At 41.2% G+C, this 18,567-nt stretch carries 16 protein-coding genes; 10 read left to right on the top strand and 6 right to left on the bottom strand.

The features are described from left to right. The first annotated feature begins 8 nt into the window (after nt 1–8). Complete coding sequence (clpB, locus tag L1267_RS05165) at nt 9–2,585, top strand: ATP-dependent chaperone ClpB (protein ID WP_138556840.1); 2,577 nt, start codon at nt 9–11, stop codon at nt 2,583–2,585. Nucleotides 2,586–2,644: 59 nt separating this feature from the next. Here clpB and L1267_RS05160 read toward each other — a convergent pair whose 3' ends face one another. Next, nucleotides 2,645–4,192 carry a methyl-accepting chemotaxis protein gene (locus tag L1267_RS05160; RefSeq protein WP_235382267.1) on the bottom strand — a complete coding sequence of 516 codons (1,548 nt, stop codon included), beginning with the start codon at nt 4,190–4,192 and terminating at the stop codon, nt 2,645–2,647. Between the two features lie 393 nt (nt 4,193–4,585). On the opposite strand from L1267_RS05160, the gene gshA reads away from it, so the two are divergent. Continuing rightward, on the top strand, nt 4,586–6,160 hold the full coding sequence (gene gshA / locus L1267_RS05155; RefSeq protein ID WP_235382266.1) for a glutamate--cysteine ligase: 1,575 nt from the start codon (nt 4,586–4,588) through the stop codon (nt 6,158–6,160). Between the two features lie 136 nt (nt 6,161–6,296). Beyond that, on the top strand, nt 6,297–6,905 hold the full coding sequence (locus L1267_RS05150; protein WP_135925550.1) for a transglycosylase SLT domain-containing protein: 609 nt from the start codon (nt 6,297–6,299) through the stop codon (nt 6,903–6,905). A gap of 47 nt (nt 6,906–6,952) precedes the next feature. On the opposite strand, the gene L1267_RS05145 is transcribed toward L1267_RS05150, so the two are convergent. From L1267_RS05145 to L1267_RS05135, 3 genes are all read right to left on the bottom strand, one after another. Continuing rightward, complete coding sequence (locus L1267_RS05145) at nt 6,953–7,792, bottom strand: mechanosensitive ion channel family protein (protein ID WP_135925547.1); 840 nt, start codon at nt 7,790–7,792, stop codon at nt 6,953–6,955. 167 nt (nt 7,793–7,959) lie between these two features. Then, entirely contained in the window at nt 7,960–9,228 is a 1,269-nt protein-coding gene (locus tag L1267_RS05140; protein WP_135925545.1) for an HlyC/CorC family transporter, read from the bottom strand. Nucleotides 9,229–9,289: 61 nt separating this feature from the next. Next, entirely contained in the window at nt 9,290–10,093 is an 804-nt protein-coding gene (locus L1267_RS05135; protein WP_135925543.1) for a cytochrome C assembly family protein, read from the bottom strand. 242 nt (nt 10,094–10,335) lie between these two features. Here L1267_RS05135 and ffh point away from each other — a divergent pair, with 242 nt between their 5' ends. The 6 genes from ffh (at nt 10,336) to tyrA (ending at nt 15,326) form a co-directional block, all read left to right on the top strand. Continuing rightward, on the top strand, nt 10,336–11,712 hold the full coding sequence (gene ffh, locus L1267_RS05130) for a signal recognition particle protein (protein WP_135925540.1): 1,377 nt from the start codon (nt 10,336–10,338) through the stop codon (nt 11,710–11,712). Between the two features lie 243 nt (nt 11,713–11,955). Further along, entirely contained in the window at nt 11,956–12,204 is a 249-nt protein-coding gene (gene rpsP, locus L1267_RS05125) for a 30S ribosomal protein S16 (RefSeq protein WP_036967110.1), read from the top strand. A 17-nt stretch (nt 12,205–12,221) separates the two neighbouring features. Next, nucleotides 12,222–12,755, top strand: a complete 534-nt coding sequence (rimM, locus tag L1267_RS05120; RefSeq protein WP_235382265.1) for a ribosome maturation factor RimM — start codon at nt 12,222–12,224, stop codon at nt 12,753–12,755. Then, complete coding sequence (gene trmD, locus L1267_RS05115) at nt 12,755–13,522, top strand: tRNA (guanosine(37)-N1)-methyltransferase TrmD (RefSeq protein WP_135925535.1); 768 nt, start codon at nt 12,755–12,757, stop codon at nt 13,520–13,522. The genes rimM and trmD overlap by 1 nt, the downstream gene beginning before the upstream one ends. Nucleotides 13,523–13,555: 33 nt before the next feature. Further along, a complete protein-coding gene (gene rplS, locus L1267_RS05110; protein WP_130051062.1) occupies nt 13,556–13,915 on the top strand; it encodes a 50S ribosomal protein L19 in 360 nt (119 codons plus the stop codon). A gap of 277 nt (nt 13,916–14,192) precedes the next feature. Next, nucleotides 14,193–15,326, top strand: coding sequence for a bifunctional chorismate mutase/prephenate dehydrogenase (tyrA, locus tag L1267_RS05105; protein ID WP_138556842.1), 1,134 nt, complete (start codon nt 14,193–14,195; stop codon nt 15,324–15,326). Between the two features lie 77 nt (nt 15,327–15,403). On the opposite strand, the gene nhaB is transcribed toward tyrA, so the two are convergent. Further along, the gene (gene nhaB / locus L1267_RS05100; protein ID WP_135925530.1) at nt 15,404–16,984 is read right to left on the bottom strand and encodes a sodium/proton antiporter NhaB; all 1,581 of its coding nucleotides are present in this window, start codon (nt 16,982–16,984) and stop codon (nt 15,404–15,406) included. A 267-nt stretch (nt 16,985–17,251) separates the two neighbouring features. Between nhaB and fadR the strand changes: the two genes are divergently transcribed. After that, nucleotides 17,252–17,965 carry a fatty acid metabolism transcriptional regulator FadR gene (gene fadR / locus L1267_RS05095; protein ID WP_054561887.1) on the top strand — a complete coding sequence of 238 codons (714 nt, stop codon included), beginning with the start codon at nt 17,252–17,254 and terminating at the stop codon, nt 17,963–17,965. 116 nt (nt 17,966–18,081) lie between these two features. Here the strand turns inward: fadR and bcp are convergent, their stop codons facing one another. Next, entirely contained in the window at nt 18,082–18,561 is a 480-nt protein-coding gene (bcp, locus tag L1267_RS05090; protein ID WP_235382264.1) for a thioredoxin-dependent thiol peroxidase, read from the bottom strand. Between the last annotated feature and the right edge of the window lie 6 nt (nt 18,562–18,567).

The following is an 18,567-nucleotide window of genomic DNA, read 5'->3' as shown; positions in this document are numbered from 1 at the left end:
AAACCCTTATGCGTTTAGATAGATTTACAAGTAAATTTCAATCTGCGCTTTCAGATGCGCAGTCATTAGCACTTGGGCGCGACCATCAATTTATTGAGCCTGTGCATTTAATGTATTCATTGCTACAGCAAAATGGTTCAAGTGTGCGCGCGCTACTTGCACAAGCAGGCGTCAGTGCAGATGAGTTAAACACCAAGTTATCACAAGAAATTGAGAAGCTGTTTAAAGTTGAAGGTATTGGCGGTGATGTTCAGCTGTCAAATAACCTGATTTCGTTAATCAACTTGTGTGACAAATATGCCCAAAAGCGCAAAGATAAATTCATTTCGAGTGAGTTATTTGTCCTTGCTGCGTGTGACGATAAAGGTCCACTCGGGGATATTTTCAAAGCACTGAATATTACTTCTAGCAAAATTGAAGCCGCAATCGAAGCTATTCGTGGTGGCCAAAAAGTTGATGATCCCAATGCTGAAGAAACCCGTCAGGCATTAAAAAAGTTCACCATCGATTTAACTGAGCGAGCAGAGCAAGGCAAGCTTGACCCTGTTATTGGCCGTGATGACGAAATTCGTCGCACTATTCAAGTATTACAACGCCGCACTAAAAATAATCCGGTGTTAATTGGTGAGCCGGGTGTAGGTAAAACGGCGATTGCTGAAGGTCTTGCGCAGCGAATTATCAACGGTGAAGTACCTGAGGGCTTAAAAAACAAGCGAGTATTATCGCTCGATTTAGGTGCGTTGGTTGCCGGTGCTAAATACCGTGGTGAATTTGAAGAGCGTTTAAAATCAGTTTTGAATGAACTTGCCAAAGAAGAAGGCCAAGTCATCCTCTTTATCGATGAAATCCATACTATGGTAGGCGCTGGGAAAACAGATGGCGCGATGGATGCGGGTAATATGTTAAAGCCTGCACTTGCCCGTGGTGAGTTACATTGCGTTGGTGCCACAACACTTGATGAGTATCGTCAATACATCGAAAAAGATGCTGCACTTGAACGCCGCTTCCAAAAAGTATTTGTTGATGAACCGTCGGTTGAAGACACCATCGCAATTTTACGTGGTTTAAAGGAGCGTTATGAGCTGCATCATTCAGTTGATATTACCGATCCCGCTATCGTTGCTGCGGCGCAGCTGTCGCATCGTTACATCAGCGATCGCCAATTACCAGATAAGGCGATTGATTTAATTGATGAAGCGGGTTCTTCAATTCGTTTGCAAATTGACTCAAAACCAGAGTCTTTAGATAAACTTGAGCGACGTATTATTCAGTTAAAGCTTGAAGACAATGCGTTGGCGAAAGAAAAAGATGAAGCGAGCCAAAAACGCCGCACCGAAATGCAAGAATTGATCACTGAACTTGAAGCTCAATACCGTGAATTAGACGAAGTGTGGAATGCTGAGAAGGCCTCATTGCAAGGCACGCAAGTAATCAAAGCTGAGCTTGAACAGGCGCGTCTAGATTTAGAAGTGGCACGTCGTGCCAGCGACTTACAACGCATGTCTGAGCTGCAATATGGTCGAATTCCTGAGCTTGAGCGCAAACTAGACCTTGCTTCACAAGCCGAAATGCAAGAAATGAGTTTGCTTAAAAATCAGGTCGGTGAGGATGAAATTGCGGAAATTTTATCGCGTTGGACAGGTATTCCAGTATCGAAAATGTTGCAAGGTGAGCGTGAAAAGTTACTGCAAATGGAAGATCAGTTACACCATAAAGTGATTGGACAAGATGAGGCTGTTGTGGCTGTTGCTAATGCAATACGTCGCTCTCGCGCAGGACTTGCTGATCCTAATCGTCCAATCGGTTCATTCTTATTTTTAGGTCCAACAGGGGTGGGTAAAACAGAGCTGACTAAAGCTCTTGCTAGCTTCATGTTTGACACCGAAGATGCCATGGTGCGCATTGATATGTCAGAGTTTATGGAGAAGCACTCAGTGGCACGTTTAGTGGGTGCGCCTCCAGGTTATGTCGGCTACGAAGAGGGTGGCTATTTAACTGAAGCTGTACGCCGTCGTCCGTATTCAGTTATTTTATTGGATGAGGTCGAAAAAGCGCACCCAGATGTATTTAACATTTTGCTGCAAGTACTTGATGATGGTCGCTTAACGGATGGTCAGGGTCGTACCGTTGATTTTAAAAATACGGTGATCATTATGACCTCTAACTTAGGCTCAGATATTATTCAAGAGCAAGCCGGTTCAAATGATTATGCGACGTTAAAAGAAAAAGTAATGGGCGTATTGGTGAGTCAGTTCCGTCCTGAGTTTATTAACCGAATCGACGAAACTGTGGTATTCCATCCGCTTGCTAATGAGCATATTAAAGAAATCGCCGATATTCAATTAAGCAAGCTACGCGAGCGCTTAACAGAAAAAGGCTACATTCTTGAAGTAACGGATGCAGCATTAGATCGTATCGCTGAAAGTGGCTTTGATCCTGTTTATGGTGCAAGACCGCTAAAACGTGCTATTCAACATACCATTGAAAACCCATTAGCACAGCGCTTGTTAGGGGGCGATTATCAACCTGGTGCCATTATTCATATTGACGCCGATGAAAATGGCCTTGTTTTCTCAAGTCGTTAATATGCTTTAAAAGCAAAAAGCCGCATTAATACAATGCGGCTTTTTTGTATTAACTAAGTTTAAACTTTAAACGTTAACAGCATATCATTTACTTTGCGTGAACCTTCAACCAGCCCTGCAGCGTCTTTAGCGACGTTGTAGCTAAGTTTTAAGTTTTCCTCACTGTGTTCTTTGATGCTGTCGACATTTTCGCGAATATCAGCGCTCACAACTTGTTGCTCTTCAGCTGCTGTCGAAATTTCTGCAGCAAGACCTGAAATTTCATTTATTTGCGCAAAAATACTCGCTAACTCAGTTTTAGTATGGGCCGTTGTATTAACACAACTATCAGCTTGCGTTTTAGTTGACTGCATTACTTTCGACCAGCTAAACAAGGTATCTTGAATTTCTTTTATTGAGCTGTGAATTTGTGATGTAGCATTTTGAGTGCGTGATGAAAGCGCACGTACCTCATCAGCTACAACCGCAAAACCACGACCATGTTCACCAGCGCGAGCTGCTTCAATTGCTGCGTTGAGCGCTAATAAATTTGTTTGTTCAGCAATACCTTCAATCTCACTCATTACTTGGCCAATCTTGTCTGCTTCGCTGGCAAGAGAGTTAGCGGTGCTCGCTGCTTGCTCAACTTGGTTAGCCAGATCAGACACCATAGAGCTATTTTCTTCAATATGAAGTTTTATATCATTACAGCTTTGGTACGTTGTATTGACTTTCTCAGCAGTGTGGTGAGTGTTTGCAGATATTTCACCAATAGTTGTACTCATCTGACTCATCGCAGCAGCAATATCACTTAAACGATGACCCTGTGCTGCAATTCCTTGCTCTGTTAGTGATGATTGCTTATCTAGGTTGGTGGCAATATCTTTAAATGAGTAAGTAGAGTCTTTAACACGGCCAAGTACGGTTCGTAGCTTAGCAAATAACATTTGCTGATTATAAGTCGCAATACTAAATGGGTGGGAGCCCGAATACACATAGCGAGATACCGAGTCAAACTCAGCACGCTGCTGTTTTAAATGGCTAGGCGTTACAATGAGTTCGTCATAATTGAGTACAAAAAGTGCTGCAATGAGGGCAGCTGCAGCTAAGGCAACAATCCATGACGTAGTAAGCGCCAAAGCAACAATGCCAGCAACTAATAATACCGTAGAAAATGTTTGTCTTAGCGAAATATTCTCACGAAATGACGCGACAGACTTGCCGTTATTAATTTTAGTGTAAAGCGCCATTGCACGAGTTTTTAACTGTTCAGATGGTTTTGTTCGCACTGACTGATAGCCAACGAGCTGACCGTGTTCGTATATAGGTGTAACAAACGCATCAACCCAATAGTAGCGACCATCTTTACAGAGGTTTTTTACCATGCCACGCCATGAATGGCCTTGCTTTAGTTTTTCCCACATCTCTTTAAATGCCGCTTTTGGCATATCAGGGTGGCGTACTATATTGTGGTTTTTCCCGAGTAACTCCTCTTCGGTATAACCAGCAATGGTACAAAATTCCTTATTTACGTATGTGATGATGCCGCGTAAATCTGTTGTAGAGACAAGCTCTTGATGTTCGGAGTATGTCACTTCTTGATTGATTATTTCTTGCCCACGACGCATATGAGTCCTTGAAATGTACTTTTTTATGGTGTGCGGATTATAGTCTCAGAAAAATGTAAGGGAAGGGGGAACATATTGATAACTGTTAAAGTTTTAAAAATTTCACCTTTCCCTTGATCTAAAACAATATCTTGCGAGAATTATTGTGTTTAGCCTCACCTTTTCATATTAGGCAAAAGGTCTAATGTTCACAAGTTAGTGATAAAAATTATACAGATGAATAGATTTAGCATTAATTAAGTGCCACTAAAGCAATTGTATAATGCTATTCACAATGGCAAGATTGTGCTTCAAGTGGTGAGGTGGTAATTGAATGTTATTTTTCGCACTTGAGTAATTATTTTTTGCCCCCATACCCTTAGGATTACAGCCACGCGGCTCGAGGAAGCATTTTTGATAAAACATGATTTAAATAAAACGCTAGAAGCGTTAACGGCACAATTTCCTAACGCAATTAATGGGATTAAACGTGGTATCGAGCGAGAAGCATTAAGGATCAAACCAAATGGTGTTATCTCAGGGCAAGGTCATCCACAAGGCGTTGGTAGCGCTTTAACTAATGATCATGTCACCACTGACTTTTCAGAATCGTTATTAGAATTTATTACTCCAGTGAGCACCTCAGCCGAGGAAACCCTAGCTCAACTTAAAGACTTACAAAAGTTCACCTTATCTCAAATGGGTGACGAACTACTGTGGCCGATTAGTATGCCATGCTTTATTGAGCACCAAGATGATATCGTACTAGCTCAGTTTGGTGATTCAAATATCGGCCGTATGAAAACTCTTTACCGAGAAGGGTTGAAAAATCGCTATGGTAGTATGATGCAAGCGATTGCGGGTGTTCATTTCAATATTTCCTTTCCTGAAAGCTTATGGCAAAGCCTGTATAGTTTAAACGGCAGCCAAGACACACTTGCAGATTCAATTTCGAATGGTTACTTAGGGCTCATTCGCAACTTTAAGCGCGAGTTATGGTTAATTAGTTTCTTATTTGGCGCTTCGCCTGCGTTGTGTAATTCTTTCTTGCAGGGTCGTCAAACAGACTTACCGTTTAAGAAACTAGGTAAAGGCACACTTTATTTAGAAGTCGGTACGGCACTGCGATTAGGCAACCTTGGTTATACTAATAGCGCACAATCGTCTTTACGAGTTATGTACAATTCATTAGAAGAATATGTAGCAGGTTTAAAAGAAGCGATTCATACGCCATCAGACCTATATGGCCACCTTGATGACTACCGTAGTGAGCAGCCAAAACAACTGAACAAAAATATTCTACAAATTGAAAATGAATTTTACTCACCGATACGTCCTAAACGTAATGCTGCCTCAGGAGAAACACCTACTGATGCCTTATTACGAGGTGGGATCGAGTATATAGAAGTACGCGCGCTAGATGTTAACCCATTCAGTGAAACCGGTATTGATTTACAGCAAATTCGCTTTTTAGACGTATTTTTGACCTATTGTTTATTGTCTGAGTCTCCAGAAATGGATTGGCAGGAACAAAAGTTAAGTACAGCTAACCTTGATGCGGTTGTAAATGAAGGCCGAGACCCTGAGCTTACGTTGAATAAGCAAGGTGAAAAGGTTCTGCTTGTTGACTGGGCTGAATCTATATTTACTAATCTAGCTGCTGTGGCTAACTATATGGATAACGCATATAGTGTGAGCTATTACAGCGAAACAATCGCAGAGCTTGCAAGTTGGGTCAAAAACCCTAATAAAACTTTCTCTGGTCGGTATGTCAGTGCACTTGCAAAAGAAAATCAAGATAATGGTCTTTTTGCCTTAACACTTGCGCAAAAATACAAGCAAAACCATGTCGAGGCTGATTATCAATTTTATGATCATGCATTTTTGACTAAACAGGCATCTGATTCAGTGCTTAAAGAGCGAGAAGTAAAAGCAGCTGACAAGCTATCTTTTACTGCGTTTTTAGATGATTATTTTGCTAAAGCTTAGTAAGGTGAGTACATAAAAAAACGCAGCCTAGGGAGGCTGCGTCAAAGATTCTTCAGGGATGAAACAATGCTATACTGCTGCATTCATAAGTTCAGACTGACCTGATGAGAAAAAGTTCAGCGAGATACATAAAAAAATGAAAAAAAGTTTAATTATTTTATCGCTGGCCGCTTTAATGGCGGGTTGCGCAACGGCTCCTCCAGAGCAACCTCATGATATTTGTAAGATTTTTGAGGAAAAGCCTGACTGGTACTACGATGCGCGTGATGCGCAAGAAAAGTGGGGCTCACCTAAACACGTACTCATGAGTATGATGTATCAAGAAAGCTCATTTCGCCATGATGCAGCGCCACCTATGGAATATTTCTTATGGGTCATTCCTATTGGCCGAGCCAGTTCAGCGTATGGATACTCGCAAGCAAAAACGCCAACTTGGTCAGATTACATTCGCGAAACTGGTAATAGTGGGGCAGACAGAGACGATTTTGATGATGCGATAGACTTTATGGCTTGGTTTGTTTATAAAACTCATAAAGTAAACGGAATATCAAAATGGGACGCCTACGCGCAGTACTTGAATTACCATGAAGGGTGGGGCGGCTATAAACGCGGTACTTATAAAAGTAAAAAGTGGTTGATGAGTGTTGCCAATAAAGTAAAACACCGAGCTAGCCGGTATGGCGCACAACTTAAAAAGTGCGAAGCTGATCTAGATAAAAACTGGTTTGAACGCTTATTTAGTTAAGGTTTTCATATTAAAAAGCCCGCATCAATATGCGGGCTTTTTAATGGTTATTTACCAGGGAACTGGTGTATATGCACATCGCGTTGTGGGAACGGAATGGTAATATCTTCAGCATCAAATGCTATTTTCACACGTTCGTATAAACCAAAATAGACCGGCCAATAATTGTCTGTTTCAACCCAAGCCCAAACGAGCATACCAATATGGCTCTCACCATGTTGACTGACATGTACAACCGGCTTTTTCTCTTCGATATTTTTCAAAACTAGATCATAGTCATTTAATACCTTCATTAACACATCACGGGCTTTATGTACGTCATCGCCGTAGCTGATACCAAATTCAATCGCAACCCGGTGTAATGGCTCTGAGAACTTATTCTTAACGCAACCATTTGAAAGAGTGCCATTAGGAATAATAATTTTTTCATTATCATAGGTAAGTAAAACGGTAACAAAAATTTGAATTTCAACTACTGTGCCCATATAGCCTTGGGCTTCAATAACATCACCCACTTTAAAAGGCTTAAAGAACAGGATAAGCACACCACCTGCAAAGTTAGCAAGACTGCCTTGTAAGGCCATACCAACGGCCAAACCGGCTGCACCAAGCATTGCAATAAATGAAGTCGTTTCAATTCCTATCATTGACGCAACTGAAATCAGCAGAAGTACTTTTAAAATGACCGAAATAAATGACACCAAAAAGTGTGTAAGTCCCACTTCAAACTTAACCTTGGTCATTGATTTTTCGGCCATATTTGAGATACGACCGATGAGCCACCACCCAACTATTAGAACAACAATAGCGAGAATGAATTTAGGTCCATAGAGTAGCAGTAGCTCAATTGCTTGATTATAAATGTTTTCGATCGATATTTCGTCCATGATTGCTCCTTATTAAATGCGGCAGTTAAATAGCTACTAATAGTAGCCGAAACACTAGCGGTTTGCGGGAGCGTACGTTGTAAATATGAAACTTCAGAAAGGAAATAAGAATTTAGATACAAAAAAGGAGTGGATGACCACTCCTTTTTGTTGAAAATTAATGATGATTAAGTAGTACGCTTACTTGGCAGTACTTTAACAAGTTTAACCATGTTTTCTTTAACTTCGAGAACTTCGATTGGATAGCCAGCAATACGCAAACTGAGGTTTGAGTCTGGGATATCTTCTAAATATTCAACTATTAAACCACTTAGGGTCTTCGGGCCATCAATTGGTAGCTCCCAACCCATTTCTTTATTTAAATCGCGAATATTAGCACCGCCATCTACAAGTACTGAGCCATCATCTTGCTCGGTGACTTCCTCACTTGGTGTACGCGTTTGCGTTGTTGTGAAATCACCCACTACTTCTTCTAAGATATCTTCAAGTGTTACTAAGCCTTGAATATCGCCATATTCATCAACCACTAAACCAATACGCTCTTTCGATTGCTGGAACTTAAGTAGTTGCGTGTTTAGTGATGTGCCTTCAGGAATGAAGTAAATTTCACGAACTGCACGTAACAATGACGGTTTATCAAATTGTTCTTTAGTTAATAGGCGCAGTGCATCACGTGAGTGAATAAAGCCAACAGCATCATCAATTTGGTCACGATATAACAGTACGCGTGTGTGCTGTGCATGAGTAAGCTGGCGGCTGATAAGTTTCCAATCGTCATTAATATCAATCGCAACGATTTCGTTGCGTGGGATCATGATATCTTCAACCGTAACTTGTTCTAAATCTAAAATTGAAGTTAGCATGCTTTGGTGGCGGGCAGGTAAAAGAGCACCTGATTCGTTCACCACGGTTTTTAATTCTTCTTTACTTAGGCTATGTTCTTCAATTTGTGCTGTGGTAATACCAAACAAACGCAACATGCCGTTGGTCATCCAGTTAACGATAACCACAAATGGGAAAAGTATTTTTAACAGCCCTTTGAGCACGATTGAGCTTGGAAAAGCGACTTTCTCTGGATAAAGCGCGGCAAGTGTCTTTGGTGTTACTTCGGCAAAGATTAAAACAACCAGCGTTAGTGCACCGGTAGCAATTGCGATACCAAGATCACCATACAGGCGAATACCAATGATTGTTGCAACCTGTGCTGCGGCAATATTAACTAAGTTGTTACCAATCAAGATCAGACCAATAAGTCTGTCAGGGCGACTTAACAGTTTGCTGACGCGCTTCGCTGCACGGTGATCTTCTTTAGCAAGATGACGCAGGCGAATGCGGTTAATTGACATAATCCCAGTTTCAGAACCAGAAAAATAAGCAGAAATAAGTATCAATAATCCCAATACAATAAACAGGGTACTAGTCGATATGTCGTCCAACGATGGATCCTTTTTTTATAAATCAGTGCATATTAAGCTAGAGACAGCTTGCTGAGTCAAGTTAAAACTTATTTAGAATCACTTCTTGAATGAAACGGCTGCCAAAATAAGCAAGTGACAAGACAAATGCGGCTATCATGATCGAAAACACAACAGGCTTACCACGCCAGCCTTTACGCAAATGTCCAACAGTGACCACAGTAAAAATCAACCAGGCTACTAACGATAACACTGTTTTATGGATAAACTCACTTGCAAACATTCCCTCTAAGAAGATAAACCCAGAAAGCAGTGCAAAGGTAAGTAAGATAGTACCTAACGTCAGTAATTGGTACAGCTGACGCTCAACCACCATTAATGGCGGAAGATGGCTATGTACAATCGCCAAGTCTTTGCGTTTTAAACGCTTGTCGATAAAATAAAACTGCACAGCATATAAAGTGGCGATGATTAGTACACAGTAAGCTAATAGAGATAACGAAATATGTGTTACCAAGCCGAGCTCAACATTTATTGATTGTAAAATAACGTGATGTGGAATAAATAAGCTGGCGAGCGTTAGTATGGCTGCAAAACCGTAGACTACAGGTAACAAAAGGGTCGCAGGAAATTTAAGTGACACGGCCGTAACCGACACCACAATAACCCAGCAGGTCAATAAGGCAACGTTTACAATGCTTAGGTCTTGGCCATCAGCGCGAAAAACAGAATTCACCAGCAGTAGCATATGAGCAAGAATAGCAACGGTGCTCAAAATCACGGTGAGTTTCTGGCTTGGACCTTGTTTGTGAAAAAGGCGTGAAAGCACATGCGATGTCGCTAACACATAAAACAAACTAGCAATAATTGTTAAACTAATAATCATCGTATTATGGCCACTTAATTTATTCGATAAATCCTTGTCTCATTGATGCCATTGTATTTTATAGCAAGGCAAAAGCATAGAGTTTGTAAAAAGAAACTCAAACAGCGCACTTGAATACTGTATTGTCGGCCATCATTTACGGTATACTGCTAGGAATTAAATTTTAATATTGCCTTTATTGCCGAATAAACTGTACGTTTTACAAGCAATTTAGGTGAAACTCGTTTTATCGGAAACTTTACATGTTTGAGAATCTCCAAGAACGCTTAGGTAAAACCTTAAAAAATATCAGTGGCCGCGGACGCCTAACTGAAGACAATATTAAAGATACATTACGCGAAGTCCGCATGGCATTTTTGGAAGCGGACGTTGCCTTACCTGTTGTTCGTGAGTTCGTTAAGCAAGTTAAAGAACGTGCCGTTGGTGTTGAAGTAACGAAAAGCTTAAGCCCAGGCCAAGTCTTTATTAAGATTGTTCGTGAAGAACTTGAAAAAGCCATGGGCGAAGCCAACGAAGAGCTTAGCCTTAATGCACAGCCGCCAGCAGTAGTGATGATGGCAGGTTTGCAAGGTGCGGGTAAAACAACCAGTGTTGGTAAACTAGCTAAATTCTTAAAAGAGCGTAAAAAGAAATCTGTATTAGTTGTGAGTGCCGACGTTTATCGTCCGGCAGCAATCAAACAGCTTGAAACACTGGCTGATGAAGTGGGTGTTGAGTTCTTCCCAAGCGACATTTCACAAAAGCCTGTAGATATTGCCAACAGCGCTATTTCGCACGCGAAGAAGAAATTCATTGATGTGGTATTAGTCGATACCGCGGGTCGTTTACACGTCGATAACGACATGATGGACGAGATCAAAGCACTTCATAGTGCCATTAATCCAATCGAAACCTTATTCGTGGTTGACGCGATGACAGGTCAAGATGCGGCAAATACAGCAAAAGCATTTGATGAAGCACTGCCTTTAAGTGGTGTGATCTTAACCAAGACCGATGGTGATGCTCGTGGTGGTGCTGCCTTATCGATTCGTCATATTACCGGTAAACCAATTAAGTTTATGGGTGTGGGTGAGCGTACAGATGCACTTGAGCCATTCCACCCTGACCGTATTGCTTCTCGTATCCTAGGTATGGGTGATGTACTTTCATTAATCGAAGAAGTCGAGATGAAAGTAGATAAAGAGAAAGCTGCTAAAGTTGCCGAGAAAGTATTTAAAGGCGACGGTTTCACATTAGATGACTTTGCAGAGCAACTTCGTCAGATGAAGAACATGGGCGGCATGATGTCGATGCTTGATAAGCTGCCGGGCATGCAAAACCTTCCAGATGCTGTAAAAGGTCAAATGGGCGATAAAACTTTCGTGCAAATGGAAGCGATCATTAACTCAATGACACCAAAAGAACGTGCACGTCCTGAAATCATTAAAGGCTCTCGTAAAAAACGTATTGCTGCTGGTTCTGGTACCCAAGTACAAGAGATCAATAAACTGCTTAAGCAATTTACGCAAATGCAAAAAATGATGAAGAAGATGAAAGGCAAGGGCGGCATGAAGAAAATGATGCGCGGTATGAAAGGTATGTTACCACCGGGTATGATGGGTGGCGGTCCTAAATTTTAATTGAGCTTATTATAAAGCGTGTACAAAAAAGGGGCATATAGCTCCTTTTTTTGTAGATAAATTATGCGTAGTTGTTAGCTGAGTGTAAGATTTAAAGCCCAGATCAGTGTTTAATCAACTAAACTTACATTTTGCAGCAGTTCTTACTTGCAATGTTGCAAAAAACTCGTACAATTCCCCAGCTTCCCGTACTGGGGAGTAAATCTTATTAATGAAAACAGTCAATCTAATGTAGAGGACGGTATGGTAACTATTCGTTTGCAACGTGGTGGCGCTAAAAAACGCCCTTTCTATCAAATTGTGGTTGCGGATAGCCGTTTCTCGCGTGACGGTCGCTTCATCGAGAAAGTAGGTTTCTTTAACCCAATCGCTTCTGGTCAGGAAGAAAAAGTACGTTTAGATTTATCTCGTGTTGAACACTGGGTAGGTCAAGGTGCATCTCTTTCAGATCGCGTAGCTAAATTAGTTAAAGACGCTCGTAAAGCGGCTTAATAGGCGTAAGAGTAACCATGAGTCAAGAGAACACCTCGTATATTACAGTAGGAAAGCTCGGTGCCCCGTATGGTATAAAGGGCTGGCTTAAGGTGCATTCATTTACTGATGATCCCGAAGGGATCTTCGATTTCAGCCCATGGTTGATAGGGCAACAAGGTAAATGGCAGACCTTAGAAGTGGTCGACTGGCGTCGCCACAACAAAGGCTTTATCGCTAAAGTTGCGCAAGTAAACGACAGAGACGAAGCAATGGCTTTGACCAATGTAGAAATTTCCGTGGATGCAGCGCAGCTTCCAGAATTACCGCAAGGTGAATTCTATTGGCGAGATCTCATCGGCATGTCAGTTGTAACCGATAAAGGCTACGACTTAGGCATTGTTGATGACCTAATGGAGACAGGGTCAAATGATGTTTTGGTTGTGAAAGCAAACAAAAAAGATGCATTTGGCCAAGCAGAACGTTTGATTCCTTTTTTAACAGACTCTGTTATCAAAGAAGTTAAACATGATGCAAGAGAAATTACCGTAGACTGGGATCCAGGGTTTTAATGTCACAAACAAGTTCACTATGGGTAGGGGTGATTAGCCTTTTCCCGGACATGTTTGATGCGATAACTACCCAAGGGGTTACAGGTCGTGCAGTTAAAAATGGTCTAATCGACTTTAATTGCTGGAACCCACGTGACTATGCAACTGATAAGCATAGGACCGTGGATGATCGCCCTTATGGCGGTGGTCCAGGCATGTTAATGATGGTTGAACCATTGAAACAAGCCATTCTTGACGCAAAAAAAGCGGCAGGTGATGGTGCAAAAGTAATTTATATGTCCCCGCAAGGGCGCAAATTAGATCAACAAGGGGCAAGCGAGCTTGCCAACTCAGATAAGTTGATTCTAATTGCCGGTCGCTATGAAGGTATAGACGAGCGAATTATAGAGTCGTACGTTGACGAAGAATGGTCAATAGGCGATTTTATATTAAGTGGTGGTGAACTACCCGCTATGACGCTAATTGATGCAGTAGCACGATTAGTACCAGGGGTGTTAGGGCATAACCAGTCAGCTGAGCAAGATTCATTTTCGGATGGCTTGCTTGATTGTCCTCATTATACACGGCCAGAGACATTGGATGATAAGCAGGTTCCCGCTGTATTACTCAGTGGTAACCACCAAGAAATTGCAAAGTGGCGTTTAAAACAATCACTTGGCAGAACTTGGCTACGTCGTCCTGACTTGTTGCATAACCTAGCTCTGACTGAGGAGCAAGCGGCACTTCTTGCTGAGTTCCAGCAAGAGTACCAACAAGCTTGTGGCTAGAAGACAGTTACACCTAGGAAAGTGAGAAATATAATGGCAAAAGTAAACCAAAATATTATTAAAGCGCTTGAAGAAGAGCAGCTTAAATCAGACGTACCAGCATTCGGCGCTGGTGATACAGTTGTTGTACAGGTACGTGTAAAAGAAGGTAACAAAGAGCGTCTACAGGCCTTTGAAGGTGTTGTAATCGCTAAGCGTAATCGTGGTCTTCACTCAGCATTCACAGTTCGTAAAATTTCGAGCGGTGAAGGTGTTGAGCGTGTATTCCAAACGCACAGCCCTCTTATCGATAGTATCTCAGTTAAACGTCGCGGTGCTGTTCGCCGTGCGAAACTTTACTATCTACGTGAGCGTTCTGGTAAATCTGCACGTATTAGAGAAAAACTTAACTAATACGCGCTGTTTTACAACGCAAAATAAAACGGGTTGCAGCCTTAGGTTGCAACCCGTTTTGGTTTTTATAGCAAAAAATATCTAGGTACGACTTTCAAATTTAGTTGTCAGCACTTCTTAATATCTCTTTCTAATTTAAATATTCCCTTGTGATTCAAGCCGTGTAGAAGTGTTAGGGCTTTGTGCTTTGCTGTTTATCCTGTTACTATAATTCGTATTGAAAGCTTTACTTTTTTGTATATATTTTTGTACGTTTTTGGGTTTGAGGTGTATTAACGTGGTAACAGTGAATGAGCTTGATGAATTAAGGACAGGAATTGACGAATGCGATGCGCAGTTAGTTTCCTTGTTGGCAAAAAGAAACAGTATAACGGCTAAAATTGGTGCAATTAAGCAGCAAATTGGCGCCCCTTTGCATGCGCCGGATCGCGAAGCTGATTTACTTGAAGCGCGAAGACAAGAAGCGATTGCACAAGGGGTTAACCCTGAGTTAGTTGAAGATATTCTGCGTCGTATGATGCGTGAAGCATATCAAAATCAACAAGGGAGTTTGGCTTGTTCAGCTCCTCAGTTATCTCCTATTGTGATTGTCGGTGGGCAAGGTGCGATGGGTCAATTGTTTGCACAACAATTCATTCGCTCAGGATACGATGTACGAATTTTAGATAAAGAGCAACAAGCCGACAGCGAAGCGATATTAGCTGGTGCAAAACTTGTACTTGTAAGTGTGCCAATTAATGCACTTGAGCAAGTCGTTGCTGCATTACCAACACTCGATGATGACTGTTTATTAGTTGATATTACCTCAGTTAAACAAAAGCCTTTAAAAGCCCTCATGGCGGCTCACAGCGGCCCTGTGGTGGGTTTACACCCAATGTTTGGTCCAGATATTTCGCACTGGGTAAAACAAACGGTCGTAGTGTGTGAAGGGCGAAATCATGAAGTAGCAAAAGGGCTAATGGCACAATTACAGATCTGGGGTTGTCAAGTAGTTGAAATGGATGCCAAAAAGCATGATGAAGCGATGCAAATCATCCAAGTAATGCGCCACTTAACAACGTTTGTGTACGGACAATTCTTAGCTAAACAAAGCCATACTTTAGCAGAGCTACGTAGCTGCTCTTCACCTATTTATCAGTTAGAGTTAATGATGGTAGGGCGTTTATTTGCCCAGTCACCAGAGTTGTACTCTGACATCATGCTGGCGCAATTTGATGATGTAGAGCCGTTACTTGCGAGTTATCAAGACACCTTTGCAGACACTCTTGAGAAGCTAAAAGCTGGTGATAAAGAGTCATTAATAAATGCCTTTGCTAACGCAAAAGAATATTTCTCTGATGCAACTGCACATTTCTTAACACAAAGCCGTAGCTTACTTAATAAAGCAAACGATGCGAAAGTGTTAGATTAATAATTTTGTTTAATTAAACCAAAAGCCCGCATCAAGCGGGCTTTTTAGTTTCAAATGTGTTGTTGGCAATAATTGCCCTAATGGCCACCTAAGGAGCCTGGTAAAGCACCTGTGTGGTGATTAATTAGACCCCATTGATACAGTAAATCAGTCATATCAGAAAGGCTGAATAAGGTCATGCTTAAACCGACAACTGTCAACACTATGGTATAAGGTAGCGCCATATAAACCATGCGCCCATAAGATAGCCTCAACACAGGGGCTAACGTTGAAGTAAGTAAGAATAAGAACGCAGCTTGTCCATTTGGTGTGGCAACACTTGGAAGGTTGGTACCGGTATTAATTGCTACAGCTAATAAATCAAACTGGTCACGAGTAATTTGACCAGCTTCGAGTGCAGCTGCAACTTCATTTATATAAACAGTACCCACAAACACATTATCACTGACCATCGACAGAATACCGTTGGCAATAAAAAACATAACAAGTTGCAATTGGCCTTCAAAGGTCAGAACCCAAGCAATTACGGGGGTAAATAAATGTTGGTCAATGATGACGGCAACAATAGAAAAGAATACGCACAACAAAGCAGTAAATGGCAATGCTTCTTCAAAGGCTTTGCCAAGTTGATGCTCTTCTATAATTCCTGCACTGGCTGTGGCAAAAATAATCACAGACAAGCCAATTAGACCAACAGTGGCAAGGTGTAAAGCAAGGCCAATGATAAGCCAAACTGCAATAACAGCTTGAATAGCTAGGTTTACCTTATCGCGTGTTGTGCGTTTTTTCTCAAGCTTCTTCGCATGATCAGATAAAATAGTGTGAATCGGGGCGGGCAGTTTCGCACCGTAACCAAACGCTTTGGTTTTTTCCAATAAAATAGTTGTGGATATACCCGCAATCATAACCGGCAGGGTGATTGGTAACATGCGAAAGAAAAACTCGCCGAATAGCCAGCCAGCTCGCTCAGCAATAATTAAGTTTTGTGGTTCGCCTACCATCGTACACACTCCTCCTAAAGCTGTGCCTATAGAAGCATGCATTAATAAGTTACGGAGAAAAGCACGGAATTCTTCAAGCTCTTGACGATTGACCGGGCGTACTTGATTATCATCATTAATATCATGTTCACTACTCGAGTCCTTTCCCGAAGCAACTTTATGATAAATGCTGTAAAAACCCATCGCTACAGCAATGACAACAGCCATAACAGTTAGCGCATCTAAGAAAGCAGACAAAAAAGCTGCAGCAATCGTGAACGACAGCGACAATACAGTTTTACTTCGCACTGAAACAACAAGCTTTGTGAAGATATACAGAAGCAAGTCTTTCATAAAGTAAATACCTGCCACCATAAAGATAAGCAGCAAAATAACATCAATATTTTGTACTATTTCATGCTCAACTTGCCCAGCCGACGTCATCCCAATGAACATGGCTTCAATGGCAAGTAAGCCTCCAGGCTGAAGAGGGTAACACTTTAAAGCCATAGCAAGAGTAAAAATAAACTCTAACACTAAAACCCAACCCGCAAGATAGGGGTTAAGTTGAAATAATATAGGGTTTATTAGTAAAAAGGCGACAATGGTGTATTTATACCATTGAGGCGAGGTCCCCAAAAAATTTTTAAAGATCGCTGGTAAAATCCGCTGCTGCATCGCTGTACCTTATTATTTGTGCTTGTTGTTATTTCAAGTTAACTAAGCTTAGAGCTTATTTGAATTGTTAACTAGGTATATTTACTATACTTAAAGTATTATTCTTTTGGTGTCTTATTGGGCCGAAAGGGCTTTTATTTAGCTATAAATAATAGATTTTTATGCACACCGGACTTAGTTTACTTGTTAGTTGCGGATCATCTGGTACAATCAGTGGGTTGTTCGCACATTGCGATAATAAAAGTTGCTAACTCAAGTGGAAAATGAATGAGAATTTTTAAAGCGAAAAGCCCAGCAGGTTTTGCTGAAGAATACATTGTTGAATCTATTTGGAATGGTGACTTTCCGCCGGGATCGATTCTTCCGGCAGAACGTGAATTGTCAGAGCTGATTGGTGTAACACGTACAACCTTACGTGAAGTACTTCAGCGTTTAGCGCGTGATGGCTGGCTAACGATCCAACACGGTAAACCAACACGTGTTAATAATTTCTGGGAGACGTCTGGTCTTAATATCTTAGAGACACTCGCACGTCTTGATGAAGATAAAATGCCAGAGCTTACCGATCAACTTCTTTCGGCACGAACCAATATCAGTGCTATTTACACGCGTGCAGCTATTAAATTAGCACCTGAGCGTGTAATTGAAATTCTTTCGCAGAGCGAAGAGCTAGAAGACAGCGCTCAGGCATTTGCTGATTATGATTACAAAGTTCACCATGAGCTTGCTGTGGCTGGTAATAACCGTATTTACGTGTTGATACTAAATGGCTTTAAAGGTTTTTACTCTAAAATTGGCTGTCACTACTTCTCTGACTCACGTACACGCGAATTAGCACGTCAGTTCTATAAAGACCTAACAGAACTTGCTGAGCGACGTGAACATGATGGTGCAATTTCGATGATGCGTAAATATGGTCATCAAACAGGTGAGATTTGGCAGCAAATTCGTGGCGATATGCCTGAAGACATCATGGATTAATAATCTGTTTTGCTGCTTTAAAATTACAAACCTAGCTCGATTGCTGGGTTTTTTGTACGTGAAGATAGTATTTTTAGCAAAAAGCGTTACCAAAAGTAACGCTTTTTGTTTAAAAATTAGTTTTGCGCGAGATAATCTAAAACAACCTGATGATGGTCTTTGGTTTTGAACTTATCAAACACGTGTTTGATTTTACCGTCTTGACCTACAAGGAAGCTAATACGATGAATTCCTTCGTATTCTTTACCCATAAACTTCTTATAGCCCCAAATACCAAAAGCATCTGCTATGGCATGATCTTCATCAGCTAATAAATCAAAGTTCAGCTCTTTTTTGGTTTCAAAGTTTTTTAAACGCTTGATCGGGTCTGGACTTATACCAACGATACGGGTGTTAAATTTAGCAAGCTCAGCTTTTTCGTCACGTAAGTTCTCTGCTTGTACAGTACAACCTGGTGTTGATGCTTTCGGATAAAAATAAACCAGTACTTGCAGCTCTTTTAATAAATCGGCTAACACGATTGTTTCATCGTTTTGATTTTGTAGACTAAAAGCAGGGGCTGTGTCACCTGCTTGTAGAGGATTAATTTTCTTCATACTGTG

The sequence above is a fragment of the Pseudoalteromonas sp. OFAV1 genome (genome assembly GCF_021532595.1).
GTDB lineage: Bacteria > Pseudomonadota > Gammaproteobacteria > Enterobacterales > Alteromonadaceae > Pseudoalteromonas > Pseudoalteromonas lipolytica_C.
The sequence above is the reverse complement of the archived record's forward strand: the minus strand, read 5'-3'. Positions and strand labels throughout refer to the sequence as shown.

Bases quoted from the DNA above. Each gene is read 5' to 3' on its own strand.
- trmD (WP_135925535.1), top strand. From the start codon at position 12,755: ATGTCACAAACAAGTTCACTATGGGTAGGGGTGATTAGCCTTTTCCCG.
- L1267_RS05160 (WP_235382267.1), bottom strand. From the start codon at position 4,192: ATGCGTCGTGGGCAAGAAATAATCAATCAAGAAGTGACATACTCCGAA.
- nhaB (WP_135925530.1), bottom strand. From the start codon at position 16,984: ATGCAGCAGCGGATTTTACCAGCGATCTTTAAAAATTTTTTGGGGACC.
- rplS (WP_130051062.1), top strand. From the start codon at position 13,556: ATGGCAAAAGTAAACCAAAATATTATTAAAGCGCTTGAAGAAGAGCAG.
- L1267_RS05145 (WP_135925547.1), bottom strand. From the start codon at position 7,792: ATGGACGAAATATCGATCGAAAACATTTATAATCAAGCAATTGAGCTA.
- rimM (WP_235382265.1), top strand. From the start codon at position 12,222: ATGAGTCAAGAGAACACCTCGTATATTACAGTAGGAAAGCTCGGTGCC.
- rpsP (WP_036967110.1), top strand. From the start codon at position 11,956: ATGGTAACTATTCGTTTGCAACGTGGTGGCGCTAAAAAACGCCCTTTC.
- clpB (WP_138556840.1), top strand. From the start codon at position 9: ATGCGTTTAGATAGATTTACAAGTAAATTTCAATCTGCGCTTTCAGAT.
- L1267_RS05150 (WP_135925550.1), top strand. From the start codon at position 6,297: ATGAAAAAAAGTTTAATTATTTTATCGCTGGCCGCTTTAATGGCGGGT.
- bcp (WP_235382264.1), bottom strand. From the start codon at position 18,561: ATGAAGAAAATTAATCCTCTACAAGCAGGTGACACAGCCCCTGCTTTT.
- ffh (WP_135925540.1), top strand. From the start codon at position 10,336: ATGTTTGAGAATCTCCAAGAACGCTTAGGTAAAACCTTAAAAAATATC.
- fadR (WP_054561887.1), top strand. From the start codon at position 17,252: ATGAGAATTTTTAAAGCGAAAAGCCCAGCAGGTTTTGCTGAAGAATAC.
- L1267_RS05135 (WP_135925543.1), bottom strand. From the start codon at position 10,093: ATGATTATTAGTTTAACAATTATTGCTAGTTTGTTTTATGTGTTAGCG.